The following is a 13,881-nucleotide window of genomic DNA, read 5'->3' on the forward strand; positions in this document are numbered from 1 at the left end:
CGGCGCGGGCCTCGCCGAGCCGCTGCGCGCCGCGCCGGCGCTCGCCGCCCACTGGGCGGAACGCTGGGCGGCGACCGAGCCGCCGGGCCTCGCCGGGTTCCTCGCCGACGCCCAGGTGGGGGTGAAGGGATACGCCGACGACCGTACGGCGGCGGCCGTCTGGGAGGCGTGAGCGTCCCGTCCGTGGGTTGATAGATGGGGCTGACGGAGAGATCGACAGCCCGGGACGACACGGACGAAAGGCGCCGCGATGGGCAAGCAGACCGTGGCCGAGCAATTCGTGGACATCCTGGCACGCGCCGGGGTGCGGCGGCTGTACGGGGTGGTCGGCGACAGCCTCAACCCCGTCGTGGACGCGATCCGCCGCAACTCCGCCATCGACTGGATCCAGGTGCGGCACGAGGAGAGCGCCGCGTTCGCCGCGGGCGCCGAGGCCCAGCTCACCGGCAAGCTCGCGGGCTGCGCGGGCTCCTGCGGCCCCGGCAATCTGCACCTGATCAACGGGCTGTACGACGCCCACCGCTCCATGGCCCCGGTCCTCGCCCTCGCCTCGCACATCCCCAGCAGCGAGATCGGCACCGGCTACTTCCAGGAGACCCACCCCGACCAGCTGTTCCGCGAGTGCAGCCACTACAGCGAGCTGATCTCCAGCCCGCAGCAGATGCCGCGCGTCCTCCAGACCGCGATCCAGCACGCGGTCGGCCGCCGCGGCGTCAGCGTCGTCTCGCTCCCCGGCGACATCGCGGCCCGCCCGGCGCCCGAGCGCGCCGAGGAGCACGCGCTGGTGACCTCACGCCCCACCGTGCGCCCCGGCGACGCGGAGATCGACGCGCTCGCGCGCATGGTCGACGAGGCGGACCGGGTGACGCTCTTCTGCGGCAGCGGCACCGCCGGGGCCCATGAGGAGGTGATGGCCTTCGCCGAGCGGGTCAAGGCCCCGGTGGGGCACGCCCTGCGCGGCAAGGAACACATCCAGTACGACAACCCGTACGACGTCGGGATGAGCGGACTGCTCGGCTACGGCGCGGCGTACGAGGCCACCAACGAGTGCGATCTGCTGATCCTGCTGGGCACCGACTTCCCGTACAACGCCTTCCTCCCCGACGACGTCCGCACCGTCCAGGTCGACGTCCGCCCCGAGCACCTGGGCCGCCGCTCCAAGCTCGACCTGGCCGTATGGGGCGACGTCCGCGAGACGCTGCGCTGTGTGACGCCGAAGGTGCGCCCCAAGACCGACCGCCGGTTCCTGGACCGGATGCTGAAGAAGCACGCGGAGGCGCTGGAGGGCGTGGTCAAGGCGTACACCCGCAAGGTGGAGAAGCACATTCCGATCCACCCGGAGTACGTGGCCTCGGTCCTGGACGAGGAGGCCGCCGACGATGCGATCTTCACCGTGGACACCGGGATGTGCAACGTCTGGGCGGCCCGCTATCTGACCCCCAACGGCCGCCGCCGGGTGATCGGTTCGTTCACTCACGGCTCGATGGCCAACGCGCTGCCGCAGGCGATCGGCGCCCAGTTCCTCGACCGCCGCCGCCAGGTCGTCTCGATGTCCGGCGACGGCGGGTTCACGATGCTGATGGGCGACTTCCTCACCCTCGTCCAGTACGACCTGCCGGTGAAGGTCATCCTCTTCAACAACTCCTCCCTGGGCATGGTCGAGCTGGAGATGCTGGTCTCGGGCCTGCCCGCGTACGGCACCGGCAACCACAACCCCAACTTCGCCCAACTCGCCCGCGCCGCGGGGGCGTACGCCGAGCGCGTCGAGAAGCCCAAGCACCTGCGGTCCGCGCTGCGCACCGCCCTGCACCACAAGGGCCCGGCCCTGGTCGACATCGTCACCGACCCCAACGCGCTGTCCATCCCGCCGAAGATCAAGGCCGAGATGGTGACGGGGTTCGCGCTGTCGGCGAGCAAGATGGTGCTGGACGGCGGCGTCGGCAGGATGGTCCAGATGGCCCGCTCCAACCTGCGCAACGTCCCCCGCCCCTGACCTGATCAGCCGGACTTCTGCCCGGACTTCTGCCAGGCGCAGCTGCCGAGCGTGGCACGCCCCTTCTCCACCAGCGGATCGGCGATCCTGGCCGGTGGCATGGCGCTGTGGCCCCGGTGGCAGACGACGGTGCGGTCCGGGTATCCGGCCAGGTCGACGAGGATCTGGTCCCAGTGCCGGTACTGCACGTCATGCCCCGAGTCGGCGTAGCCGCGCACGGCCGGATCGCCGGGCAGGTGCTCCTTCCAGGTCCCGACCGTGCTCGGCGGCACGGTCGTGTCCTTCTTCCCGCTGTAGAGGATGACGGGCGCCGTCAGCTTCGACAGATCCGGCCCGGGCCGCTCGCAGTACAGCTTCTGCTCGTGCACCTGCGGCCCGGGGTCGGCCTTCTGCCCGCGCTGGTTGTAGGTGCGGGCGCCGTCCTCGTACGCGGTGTCGGCGAACCCGGGCACCCGCTTGGTCGGGCTGTCCTCCGGAAGCGCCCACCAGATACGCGGATCGGCGATCTGCTTCTCCAGCGACGCGCCCAGCTCCTCGTCGGACATCGAGCAGTACGACGGCTTGGCCCCGTACGGCGGCAACGCGGCGGCCAGATGCAGCGACTGCACACGGTCCGGCGCCAGGGAAGCCAGCTCGGCGGCGTAGGGCCCGCCACCCGAGATGGCGATCACGCCGACCTTGCGCACCCCGATGCGGTCCAGCACCTGAAGCGCGTCCTTGACGAAGTCGGCCTTCCCCAGGCCCTTGTCGAACTCCGTGTCCCCGAAGCCGTTGCGCTCGACCGATATCAGCCGCAGCCCCAGGGACTCCCGCGTGCTGCGCAGAAAGTCCGTCATATGCGCCGCCCGCGCGCTGGTCCCCGTACCCCCGATATAGAGCACCGGCTTCCCGTCCCGGGGCCCCTCGTCGATGTAATGCGCGGTGCGCCCCGAATCCAGCTTCAGCGACCGCACCTCGGGCCCGAGCGAGTCGAACTCGTCCTGAATGCGCACCCGATGAACGTCGGTCGCGCGGGGCTCCTGCGGCGACGTGGCGATGGCGCTGCCACTCACGGCCCCGGAGCCGGTGAGCAGGATGGTCGCGGCGGCGATGGCGACGGTACCGGTGACGAGCGGTCTGCGCACGTGTCTCTCCTGGCCGTATGCGGTGGGACGAACGCCCCTTACCCCTCCTGCGCGAAAAGACTCCTCAGCCTTCCGCTCTGCGGAACAGCCGGGCGCCGAGGGCGAGGCAGAGGGCGGCCAGGGCCAGGGTGATGGCGGCGCCGAGGGCGACGGTGCCGTTGGCGTAGTGGCCCAGGAAGGTCTGGCGTACGGCGTCCACGGTGTAGCGGAACGGCACGGCGTGGGAGGCGCCGTCCAGCCAGCCCGGGGCGAGGGACATCGGCAGCAGCAGCCCGGACAGCAGCATCAGCGGCATGCCCGTGGTGTTGGCGATGGCGGCGAACTCGGGCGCTGTTTTGACGTTCATCGCCAGCCCGTAGGAGAGGGCGGACAGCGCCGCCGAGAGCACGGCCACGAACAGCAGGCCGATCAGGATTCCGGCGAGGGGCGCGCGGAGGCCGAAGGCCAGGCCGAGGAGCACGAGCAGCACCGACTGGACGACCAGCTGGACGACGTCGCGCAGGACCCGGCCCAGCAGCAGGGCCAGGGGGTTCACCGGGGTGACCCGCATGCGGTCGATGATGCCGAGGTTGCGGTCCATCAGCAGGCCGAGCCCCACGTACGAGCCGCCGAGCAGGGCGAGCTGGATGAGGACCCCGGGGACCAGGGTCTGCCAGGACGAACCGCTCACGCCCAGGCTGAGCTTGGTCAGCAGTGGTCCGAAGAGGGCCAGGAAGAGCAGCGGTTGGAGCATGCCGAAGAAGAGATGGGTTTTGGAGCGGAGGGTGGCCCGCAGGTAGCGGCCGAAGACGACGCCGGTGTCGGCGAGCAGGGTCATGGCAGTGCCTCAAGGTGGCGAAGGGGCAGGTGGCGAGGGGTCAGATGGCGACGGGTTCGTCGGCGGTCGCGGACCGGCCGGTGATGGCCAGGAAGGCGTCCTGGAGGCTGGCGGTGGGATCGCCCGCGTGGCGGGCCTTGAGGTCGGCGGGGGTGCCCTCGGCGACGATCACCCCGGCGTCCACGACCACGATCCGGTCGGCGAGCGCGTCGGCCTCGTCCAGGTAGTGCGTGGTCAGGAAGACGGTGGTGCCGTGTTCGGCGCGGATCCGCCGGACCAGGTCCCACAGTTCGGCGCGGCTGCCGGGGTCGAGCCCGGTGGTCGGTTCGTCGAGGAAGACCACCTCGGGCCGGTTGATCAGGCCGAGCGCGATCTCCACCCGGCGGCGCTGACCGCCGGAGAGCGCGCCGGTGGGGCGGTCCAGCAGGGGTGTGAGGCCGAGGTCCCGGGCGAGTTCCCCGGCGCGCTCGCGCGCCTCGGCCCGGGGCAGCCGGTGCAGCCGCCCCTGGGTGACCAGTTCCTCGCGTACGGCGCAGGCGGGGTCCAGGCCGCCGGACTGGGCCACGTAGCCGATGCGGCGGCGCACCCCCGCGGGGTCGCGCCGCAGATCGTGCCCGGCGACCGTGGCCTCGCCCCCGCTGGACGGCAGGAGGGTGGTGAGCATGCGCAGGGTCGTGGTCTTGCCCGCCCCGTTGGGGCCGAGGAAGCCGAGGATCTCGCCGCGGTCGACGGTCAGGTCGATGCCGCGGACGGCGTGCACCGGGCCCGCCGGGAGCCGGAACGTCCGGGCGAGGCCCCGGGTCTCGATGACCGGGGTGGGGGTGGGTGGTGTGGACATGGCGCCGATAAAAACACAGCGCACTGCAAAACTGCAATGCATTTCATTTTTGCAGTACGGTTAGACTTCATGGCATGGCAGAAGGGCTACGGGAGCGCAAGAAGCGGGAGACGCGGCAGCGCATCCACCGGGTGGCGATCGCACTGTTCGTGGAGCGGGGGTTCGACGGCGTCACGATCGCCGAGGTCGCGGCCGCGGCGGAGGTGTCGGTCAACACCCTCTACAACTACTTCGAGGCGAAGGAGGACCTGGTCCTGCCGCCGGACCAGGCGTCCCCGCGTCGGCTGGCCGACATCGTGCGGGAGCGCGCCCCGGGGGAGTCGGCCGCCCTCGCGGTGCTGGCGCGGCTGCGGGTCGAGGTGGAGCTCCGGGATCGCTCGCTGGGGCTGACCGAGGGCTTCGGCCGGGTCTTCGCGATGATGCGGGCCGCCCCGACGCTCACCGCCCGGCTGGAGGACCTGGGCCGGGAGATGACCGACGCGCTGGCCGAGGTGCTGGCCGAGGAGACCGGCGCCGCGCCGGACGATCCGCTGCCGCGCGTGGTGGCCACGCAGCTCGGCGCGTTCCACTCGCTGGTCTTCGCCGAGATCGGCAGGCGTACGGAGGCGGGGGAGGGGCCCGACGCGATCGCCGCGGCGGTGATCGGTCTGCTGGACGCGTTCGAGGGGATGTTGGGCGAGCCGTTGGCCACCTATGCCGTACGAGGGAAGGGGGAGCAGACGTGTTCCGGGTGACGATCCGTGGTGTGTTCGAGGGACTGGCCGAGGAGGACCGGGCCGCGCTGCTGGAAGGAGCCGACACCTTCCGGACCGCCTTCACCGAGGAGGGCACCTTCACCTACGACCGTGGGCTCTCGGCGTTCACCTTCCGCTGCCAGGCGCCCGCGGAGGCGGACGGCGACGGCGAGGCGGAGGCGACCGAGCGGGCCATGGCGGCGCTGGTGGCGCACGGCTATCCGCACCGGGTCCTGCGGGTCGGGGTGACGGACATGCGCCGCATCAAGATCCGCCGCAAGGGGCGCGGCAGGTGAGGGGGAGACGAGCGGGCCGCCCGGCGCCGTGCGGGGGGCGGCACCGGGCGGTCGACCTGTCCACGAGGGATGTTTACGCGGGCACCGGCCGCAGCCGCAGGGTGAGGATCTGGTGCGGCCGCAGGGCCAGGGACAGCCCGGCCGGGCCGGTGGCGGCCGGGTGCAGCGGGCGCTCCAGCAGATCGGTGACGTCCGCCGAGAGCACCGGGAAACCGGCGACGAGCGTGCCCGCCGCGCGGCCGCCGTGCGACTCGTACAGCCGCACCACCACATCCCCGCTGCGGTCCTCGGCGAGCTTCACCGACTCCACCGTGATCGCCGGGTTGTCCACGGAGAGCAGCGGGGCGGGCCCGGTCGGGCCGCTGGGCAGGGTGCGCAGCGGCAGGTTCAGGGCGAGGCCGCCCTCGACCGCGTCGCCGACGCTCGCGCCCGGCAGCAGCGCGTAGCGGAAGCGGTGGGTGCCGAGGTCCGTCTCGGGGTCGGGGCTGTGCGGGGCGCGCAGCAGCGTCAGCCGTACGGTGGTGCCGAGCACGTCGCCATCCGGCGTCTCATGCGTCGTACGGGTCACGTCGTGGCCGTACGTCGAGTCGTTGAGCAGCGCGGCCCCGTACCCCGGTTCGGCGACCCGCAGCCAGCGGTGGGCGCAGATCTCGAAACGGGCCGCGTCCCAGCTGGTGTTGGTGTGCGTGGGGCGGTCCACGTGCCCGAACTGGATCTCCGCCGTGGACTCCCGCGCGTGGACGTCCAGCGGGAACGCCGCCTTGAGCACCTTCTCCGACTCCTGCCAGTCCACCTCGGCCGCGACGTCGAGACGGCCGCTGCCCGCGGCCAGGGTCAGTTCCTCGACGATCCGTGAGGCGCCGAAGGCCCGTACGACGCGGACGGTCGCGCGCAGCGGACCGGACTCGGTCAGCTCGACGGACTCGGCGGCGGTGAGGTCGGTGTGGGTGCGCCGGTAGTGGCGGTCGATGTCCCAGGCGTCCCAGTGGTTGGGGTGGTCGGGGTGCAGCTGGAGGAGGTTGCCGCGCGCGCCCGGGGCCAGCACCTCGCGGCCCGCCGTCAGGTCCAGGACGGAGGTGAGCAGCCCGTCCCCGTCGATGGTGACGCGCAGCAGATCGTTGTCCAGGACGATGGCGTGGCCGTCGCTCAGCGAGGTCACCGGCGGCACGCTCCACGTCGTACCGGCGACGGCCGCCGTGCCCAGCGCGCCCACCCGCACCCCGGCCGCCGCGCGCCCGTCGCCGAGCGGCTGCACGGGGGTGTCGGTGGGCAGGGCCGCCGCGGTCTCCGCGTCCAGGACGGCGACCTCCTCGCGCTCGTACGGCGAGGCGTTGAGCACCGCCGGGGCGCCGGGCCCGCCGACGGTACTCAGAGCCCGTAGCGCGTCCCCCACGATCCCCTCCAGCTCGGCGCGCACCCGCGCGTACGTCTCGCGCGCCTCGCGGTGCACCCAGGCGATCGAGGAGCCCGGCAGGATGTCATGGAACTGGTGCAGCAGCACCGTCTTCCAGATCCGGTCCAGGTCGTCGTACGGATAGGCGTACCCGGGCACGTGGAGCGCGGCGAACGTGGCCCACAACTCGGCCTCCCGCAGCAGGTGTTCGCTGCGCCGGTTGCCCTGCTTGGTGGCCGCCTGCGTGGTGTACGTGGCCCGGTGCAGCTCCAGATACAGCTCGCCCGACCACACCGGCGCCTTGGCCCCGTACTCCCGCTCCGCCGCCGCGAAGAACACCGACGGCTTGTGGATCTCGACCCGCGGCGAGCCCTCCAGGGAGCCCAGCCGGCGCGCCTTCTCCAGCATCTCCCGGGTGGGGCCGCCCCCGCCGTCGCCCCAGCCGAACGGGACGAGGGAGCGGGTGGCGAGGCCCTTGTCGGCGAAGTTCTTCTCCGCGTGGGCGAGTTCGGCGGCGCTGAACTGGGCGTTGTAGGTGTCCACCGGCGGGAAGTGGGTGAACACGCGGGTGCCGTCGATGCCCTCCCACCAGAAGGTGTGGTGCGGCATCTTGTTGGACTGGTTCCAGGACAGCTTCTGGGTCAGGAACCACCTCACCCCCGCCAGCTTGGCCAGCTGCGGGAAGGCCGCGGTGTAGCCGAAGGAGTCCGGCAGCCAGATCTCCTCGGTGTCCACCCCCAGCTCCTCCAGGAAGAACCGCTTGCCGTGCACGATCTGCCGGGCCAGGGCCTCACCGCCGGGCATGTTGGCGTCCGACTCGACCCACATCGAGCCGACCGGCGCCCAACTGCCGTCCGCGACGGCCTTCTTGATGCGCTCCCAGATGTGCGGCTGGTGCTCCTTGACCCAGGCGTACTGCTGCGCCTGTGAGCACGCGAACACCAGCTCCGGATAGTCGCCCGCGAGCGCGGTGACATTGGCGAACGTACGGGACGCCTTGCGCACGGTCTCCCGCAGCGGCCACAGCCACGCCGAGTCGATGTGCGCGTGCCCGGCCGCCGAGACGCGGTGCGCGCTGGCGTGCGCGGGGCTCTTGAGCACCCCGGTCAGCTCGGCGCGCGCGGCGGCCGCGGTGGCGGGCACGTCGTGCAGGTCGAGCGCGTCGAGAGCGTTCTCCAGGGCGCGCAGGATCTCGTGGCGGCGCGGCCGGTCCGCGGGCAGCTCGCGCATCAGCTCGGACAGCACCTCGATGTCCAGGACCAGATGCCACACGTCCTCGTCGAGGACGGCCACGTCGGCGGAGGCGAAGCGGTAGAGCGGCCGGTCCCCGGCGGTGAGGACGTCACCGAGCGGGGTGGGCGTGAAGCCGTCGCGCAGCACGGACGGATTGGCGGCCGCCTCCAGCAGCAGCCGCACGGGCTCACCGCCGTCGGCCGGGGAGGCGACGGGGACGTGGCGGTTACGGGGGTGGATGCCCTTGAGCGGTACGCCGTGCGCGTCGTACACCAGCCCCTCGGCCTGGAACCCCGGACCGTCGTCGGTGAAGCCGGGGTCGATGACCACCTCCACCCGCCGCCCCGCCCACTCCGCGGGCACCGCGCCCTCCAGCCGGAACCACCAGGTCGACCACGGCTCGCCCCACTCCGTACCGGCCTCGAACGGCTCGTACGCCGCGGCGAGCGCGTCGGCGACCGGGACCGGCTCACCGGGGGCCCGCCAGGCGTAGAGGGCCAGCGGAACGCGCGCCGGGTACTGGGCGGGCCGGATGAACTGGTGCAGCGCCCGCTCCAGGCGCCCCTCCACCAACAGTCGGTCGTCGTGCATCACGGCTCCTCGGGCTCGGCGCTCAGCGGATCACCCCTGATGCTTTCCCCCGGTGTGTGGCGCGGCAACAGGCGGGAATGCATTCCGTGAGCATGTTCGACGGCATTCGACGCTGGCCGCGCCGAGGGCGGCCAGGGGCGGGGGAGGATGAAGCGTCAGCCTGTACGGCGGGGCCGGATGACCAACCGGCCGGACTCCGGGGCGGTGGCCATCGAAGGGGAGCGGGGCCGGGGCCTCAGCAAGCGACTGAGGCATGACGACTATGCGGCGGTGGCGGACGTCCGCGCCGCGCTGCGCGAGATGCTGCGGCACTGGGGCGAGCCCGGCCGGGCCGATCTCGCCGAGCTGCTGACGAGCGAGCTGGTGACGAACGCACTGGTGCACACCGACCGGGGTGCGCTGGTCACGGCCACCTTCGGCAGTGGGATCGCCGGGCCGGTGGCGGGCCGATTACGGGTCGAGGTGCGGGACTTCGTGTCCCGCCACCCGAGACTGCGCGGCCACCCCCCGGAGGACAGCACCTCCGGGAGGGGCCTGCTGCTGGTGCACACGCTCGCGGACGCGTGGGGCGTACGGGCCCACGGCGTGGGCAAAGCGGTCTGGTTCGAGCTGGACGCGGACGGCGGCTGACCGCCGCCGACCGCCCCGCTGCCTTCGGGGTCCGGCCTCAGCCGAACTGCCGCTCGATCTCCGCGAGCTTCTCCTCCAGGGAGTCCAGCCGCGGAATGGTCAGGGTGTCGTCCTCGGCGGTGAGGTCGACGGTCCGCGCCCTGTCCGTGTCCTTGCCGTCCTTGTCGTCCTTGCCGTCCGTGTCGTGCTTGCCGTCCGTGTCCCTGGCCTTGTCCCGGTCGGCTTCGGTGGCGTCGGTGTCACCGAAGCCGAAGCTGAAATCCAGGTCGCGGCTCCAGTCCCGGCGGCGGTCGTCACCGCGGTCGTCGCGGTGAGCGGACTCAGCCGCGTCCGCGGACTGCAAGGCGGGCCGAGCTGAGGGCGCTGACAGCTCGGCCGCTTCGGCTTTTCCCAGCGCGTTCTCCTCCAGGGCGGACTCCGCGGTGAGCTGCGGCGGCTGTGCCGCGGGCGTGATGTCCACCTGGCGGCCGCCGCCCCGGCCCCACGCCCGGTGCTGCCGGTTGAGCGCCCGGATCCTGGCCTTGTCCAGCTTCTCCTGGTCCCGGCGGCGGGTGCGGTTCTGCTCCTTCTCGCGCCGGTCCTCACGGACCTCCTCGACCGCCTCGTCCAGCGTCCGCACGTTCTCCAGCAGCATCAGCGACCACGCGCCGAAGGTCTCGCGGGGCGCCCGCAGCCAGCGGACGATACGGATCTGCGGCAGCGGGCGGGGCACCAGGCCCTGCTCGCGCAGCGCCGCCCGGCGGGTCTGCTTGAGCGCCCGGTCGAAGAGGACCGCGGCCGACAGCGACATGCCCGCGAAGAACTGCGGCGCACCGTCGTGGCCCATGCCGCGCGGCGCGTGCACCCAGTTGAACCAGGCAGCCGCGCCCGCGAACAGCCACACCAGCAGCCGCGAGCCGAGCGCCGCGTCACCGTGGCTGGCCTCGCGCACCGCCAGCACCGAGCAGAACATCGCGGCGCCGTCCAGCCCGAACGGCACCAAGTACTCCCAGCCGCCGGAGAGGTTCAGGTTCTGCTGCCCGAAGCCCACGAGGCCGTGGAAGGAGAGCGCGGCCGCGACCGCGGCACAGCAGAACAGCAGGACGTACGAGGCCATCCCGTAGATGGCCTCCTTGCGCCGCCTGCGCTCCTCGCTGCGCTCCCAGGAGTCGGTGATCCCGTTCTCCTCCTTCTTCCCGTTACGGCCGCGCGCGAGGACAACTCCCGCCCCCACGACTCCGACGAGCGCTATGACGACTGGCAGGGCCCAGCCCAGCGATATGTCGGTCAGTCTCATCCGGTGCCCCTTGCCTCGCTTCCGTGAAGTTCTGGCCGCAGTACGGCCCTACTCGCGCGACATCCTGGCGGAATCCTGCCGGGCCTCAAGCAGTTTCCGGACAAGAGGCCGCCAAGTGGGCGGGGGGACACGCGGATAGGTGCGATACGGTTCGAACGCTCGCTCGTTGCAAGCGGCTTGATTCTATTCACGGAACCCGAGCGCGGGTAAATCCGATCCAACGGCTTACCGTCGGCCGTCCGCACCCCTTGGTGATCTTTTCCCGCCCCTGTCCCGTCGTGGGCGCTTCGGGAGCCCCGTATCCGTGGCCGAAAGGCATCGCTCCCCGTGTCCGGTCCGGCCGGAATGCGGCGTGGGGGTGTGGTCCGAGTGTGGTCAGGGTCATGCCGGGGTCGTACGAAGACCTCGCGACGACTGTGCGACGAGCGTGCGACGACCTTGCGTCGACATTGCGAATCCTCGACGTCGTACGAGGTCGGCCGCGACCGCTCGCGGTGACCGGTGCGTGTGGGCTTTGTCCTCGGGCGGCATCCGCATATCGTTTCGATGGAATGTCAGGAGGACCCGAGTGGAGCAGGCCAAAGCCCAGGCGGCGACCGAGTCGCGGGACCCCTCCGGCGTGCCCGCGGCGCGCAGGTCACCGCGCCGCCACTCGGTGCGCGGGCAGATCCTGGACGCCCTGCGGGACGCGCTGGTCGGGGGTGAGCTGACCCCCGGCGAGGTGTACTCCGCCCCGGCCCTCGCCGACCGCTTCGGCGTCTCGCCCACGCCCGTGCGCGAGGCCATGCAGCAGCTCGCGGGCGAGGGCGCCGTCGAGGTCGTGCCGAACCGCGGCTTCCGGGTGGCCCGGCGCAGTGCGCGCGAGCTGGCCGAGCTGGCCGAGGTCCGCGCCCTGCTGGAGGTCCCGGTGATGCTCAGCCTGGCCCGGGCGGTCGCGCCCGAGCGCTGGGCGCTGCTGCGGCCGTTCGCGGAGGCGACGGCGGCGGCCGCCGCGAAGGGTGACCGCGCCGCCTACCTGGAGTCGGACCGTACGTTCCACCAGGCGGTGCTGAGCCTGGCGGGGAACCACCAGCTGGTCGTCGTCGCCGACGAGCTGCACCGGCGGGCGCAGTGGCCGCTGGCGTGCGGTCGTGCCGTCCGCACCGCCGATCTGGTCGCCGATGCGGCCGAGCACACGGCGCTGCTCGATGCGCTGGCCGCGCGCGATCTGGACGTGGTGGAGTCGCTGGTCCGCGAACACTTCACCTCCGGCGCCTGAGCTTTCCCCTACCCGCCCCTCCCCGACCCCGGGGCTCCGCCCCGGCCCCCGCTCCTCAAACGCCGGAGGGGCTGGGTAGCGGGCCACGTCCGCCCCGGGCCCCGCTGCGGGGGCTCCGCCCCCTGCACCCCCGCTCCTCAAACGCCGGAGGGGTTGGATGTGGGACCCGTTGTGGGCAATCGTTCCGCGGGGCGGAACGGGTGGGCACAACCCGGCCACCGGCCCGCACCCGGGAGCGAAACCCCAGGGGGGCGCAACCGGGCCACCGGGCCGCACCCGGGAGCGAAACCCCCGGGGGCGCAGCCCGGCCACCGGGCCGCGCCTGGCAGCGAAACCCCAGGCGCGGCGCCGTCACGCTAACTGCTCGGCCAGCCACACCGGCACGCCCCCCAGCAACCGCACCAGCCGCCCCGCCTCGGTCCGCAGCCGTCGCGCCTCCGGCTCCTCCTCGACGTCCGCCAGGGACGCCAGGGCGGGGGCGATGCCGACCAGGTAGCCCAGTTCCTCGCGGATCCGCAGCGACTCGGCGAAGCCGCGGCGGGCCTCGGCGAGGTTGCCCTCCTCCTCGGCCATCCCGGCCAGGTGGCGCCAGGTGAACGAGCGCAGCAGCGTGTCGCCGTGCGCGGCGGCGCCGGCGTGGGCGCGCTGGAACGCGGCCTGGGCGCCGGTGGGGTTGTGGGCGAGGTGCTGGGAGATCAGCCCGCGGCGGAAGTCCAGCAGCGGGCGGGTGGGCGAGCCGGGCCCGAGCAGCGCGGCGGCCCGGCCGAGGGCGGTGCGCGCCTCGTCGGCGCGGTCGCGGTTCCCGAGCAGGGTGGAGGCGTACGCGAGGTAGCCGCGCTCGCACGCGGTGGCGCCGCGCTCGTCGTCGGTGAGGGCCAGGGCCTCCGCCGCACGCAGCGCGTCCTCGGCCGCGTCCCAGCCGCGGGAGGTGTACATGCACCGCTCGATCAGGATGGCGCCGCGCTTGAGGGCCGCGGCCGCGTCGTCCGCGGCGCGCGGGGCGAGGAGCTCGGCGGCGTCCTTCCAGCACGCGCGTGAGCGCAGCCGCCACACCGCCGTGTCGAGCGGGTCATCCGCCCGACCGGTCCCTGCGTCGGGATCGAAGTTCGATGATCCAGGTGGTGACATGGCGGTGTCCGCCACATTGCCCTCCCCAAGCGCGCCATCGAGCCGGAAGCCGTTGCCGAATCTCAACACGGAAGCGCGGGCCCGGCCAAGAGGTTGGTGTGAATGAATTCACAAACCACCGGCGAGAGTGGTGGTTTCCAGGGTGCTCAGGGCGTTCAGGGGGCGCGCGGCGCGCTCCGCCCGTCAGCTCATGCGCAGCGCGAGGAAGAAGTCGAGCTTGTCCTCCAGCCGCGCCAGATCGCGCCCGGTCAGCTGCTCGATCCGGCCCACCCGGTAGCGCAGCGTGTTGACGTGCAGATGGAGCCGTGCCGCGCACCGCGTCCAGGAGCCGTCGCACTCCAGGAACGCTTCCAGGGTCGGGATCAGCTCGGCCCGGTGGCGGCGGTCGTACGCGCGCAGCGGGTCCAGCAGCCGGGCGGTGAAGGCGCGGCGTACGTCGTCCGGGACGAACGGGAGCAGCAGCACGTGCGAGGCCAGCTCCTGGTGCCCGGCCGCGCTGACCCGGCCCGGCCGCGCGGCGGCCACCCGGCGGGCGTGCCGGGCCTCCTCCAGCGCGCCGCGCAGCGCCTC

12 protein-coding genes are annotated in these 13,881 nt (G+C 72.7%); 5 read left to right on the forward strand and 7 right to left on the reverse strand.

The features are described 5' to 3' along the window. Window positions 1-250 precede the first annotated feature (250 nt). Window positions 251-1,993, forward strand: coding sequence for a pyruvate dehydrogenase (locus EEJ42_RS41425; protein ID WP_123107297.1), 1,743 nt, complete (start codon window positions 251-253; stop codon window positions 1,991-1,993). 5 nt (window positions 1,994-1,998) lie between these two features. Here EEJ42_RS41425 and EEJ42_RS41430 read toward each other — a convergent pair whose 3' ends face one another. The 3 genes from EEJ42_RS41430 to EEJ42_RS41440 all read right to left on the reverse strand — a co-directional run bounded on the left by EEJ42_RS41430 (window position 1,999) and on the right by EEJ42_RS41440 (window position 4,772). Further along, window positions 1,999-3,117 (reverse strand): alpha/beta fold hydrolase, encoded by a 1,119-nt coding sequence (locus EEJ42_RS41430; protein ID WP_123107298.1) that lies wholly within the window; start codon window positions 3,115-3,117, stop codon window positions 1,999-2,001. A 64-nt stretch (window positions 3,118-3,181) separates the two neighbouring features. Then, the gene (locus tag EEJ42_RS41435; RefSeq protein ID WP_123107299.1) at window positions 3,182-3,934 is read right to left on the reverse strand and encodes an ABC transporter permease; all 753 of its coding nucleotides are present in this window, start codon (window positions 3,932-3,934) and stop codon (window positions 3,182-3,184) included. A gap of 40 nt (window positions 3,935-3,974) precedes the next feature. Then, on the reverse strand, window positions 3,975-4,772 hold the full coding sequence (locus EEJ42_RS41440) for an ABC transporter ATP-binding protein (RefSeq protein WP_123107300.1): 798 nt from the start codon (window positions 4,770-4,772) through the stop codon (window positions 3,975-3,977). A 74-nt stretch (window positions 4,773-4,846) separates the two neighbouring features. Between EEJ42_RS41440 and EEJ42_RS41445 the strand changes: the two genes are divergently transcribed. Beyond that, a complete protein-coding gene (locus tag EEJ42_RS41445) occupies window positions 4,847-5,506 on the forward strand; it encodes a TetR/AcrR family transcriptional regulator (RefSeq protein WP_123107301.1) in 660 nt (219 codons plus the stop codon). 11 nt (window positions 5,507-5,517) lie between these two features. Then, the gene (locus EEJ42_RS41450) at window positions 5,518-5,802 is read left to right on the forward strand and encodes a DUF6204 family protein (protein WP_246097693.1); all 285 of its coding nucleotides are present in this window, start codon (window positions 5,518-5,520) and stop codon (window positions 5,800-5,802) included. A gap of 73 nt (window positions 5,803-5,875) precedes the next feature. Here the strand turns inward: EEJ42_RS41450 and EEJ42_RS41455 are convergent, their stop codons facing one another. Further along, window positions 5,876-9,019, reverse strand: a complete 3,144-nt coding sequence (locus EEJ42_RS41455; RefSeq protein WP_123107303.1) for an alpha-mannosidase — start codon at window positions 9,017-9,019, stop codon at window positions 5,876-5,878. A 147-nt stretch (window positions 9,020-9,166) separates the two neighbouring features. On the opposite strand from EEJ42_RS41455, the gene EEJ42_RS41460 reads away from it, so the two are divergent. Beyond that, the gene (locus tag EEJ42_RS41460) at window positions 9,167-9,649 is read left to right on the forward strand and encodes an ATP-binding protein (protein WP_246097694.1); all 483 of its coding nucleotides are present in this window, start codon (window positions 9,167-9,169) and stop codon (window positions 9,647-9,649) included. Between the two features lie 37 nt (window positions 9,650-9,686). Here EEJ42_RS41460 and EEJ42_RS41465 read toward each other — a convergent pair whose 3' ends face one another. After that, window positions 9,687-10,925 (reverse strand): DUF2637 domain-containing protein, encoded by a 1,239-nt coding sequence (locus tag EEJ42_RS41465; RefSeq protein WP_123107304.1) that lies wholly within the window; start codon window positions 10,923-10,925, stop codon window positions 9,687-9,689. Between the two features lie 568 nt (window positions 10,926-11,493). Between EEJ42_RS41465 and EEJ42_RS41470 the strand changes: the two genes are divergently transcribed. Then, window positions 11,494-12,183: a GntR family transcriptional regulator gene (locus EEJ42_RS41470; protein ID WP_425473048.1), complete on the forward strand. Its 690-nt coding sequence runs from the start codon at window positions 11,494-11,496 to the stop codon at window positions 12,181-12,183. 351 nt (window positions 12,184-12,534) lie between these two features. Here the strand turns inward: EEJ42_RS41470 and EEJ42_RS41475 are convergent, their stop codons facing one another. Together EEJ42_RS41475 and EEJ42_RS41480 are read right to left on the reverse strand one after the other, a co-directional pair. Further along, window positions 12,535-13,311: a hypothetical protein gene (locus EEJ42_RS41475; RefSeq protein WP_123107307.1), complete on the reverse strand. Its 777-nt coding sequence runs from the start codon at window positions 13,309-13,311 to the stop codon at window positions 12,535-12,537. Between the two features lie 183 nt (window positions 13,312-13,494). Next, the coding region (locus EEJ42_RS41480; RefSeq protein WP_184503518.1) for a PucR family transcriptional regulator at window positions 13,495-13,881 on the reverse strand (387 nt) is incomplete at its 5' end.

This window comes from Streptomyces botrytidirepellens (assembly GCF_003721215.1).
Lineage (GTDB): Bacteria > Actinomycetota > Actinomycetes > Streptomycetales > Streptomycetaceae > Streptomyces > Streptomyces himastatinicus.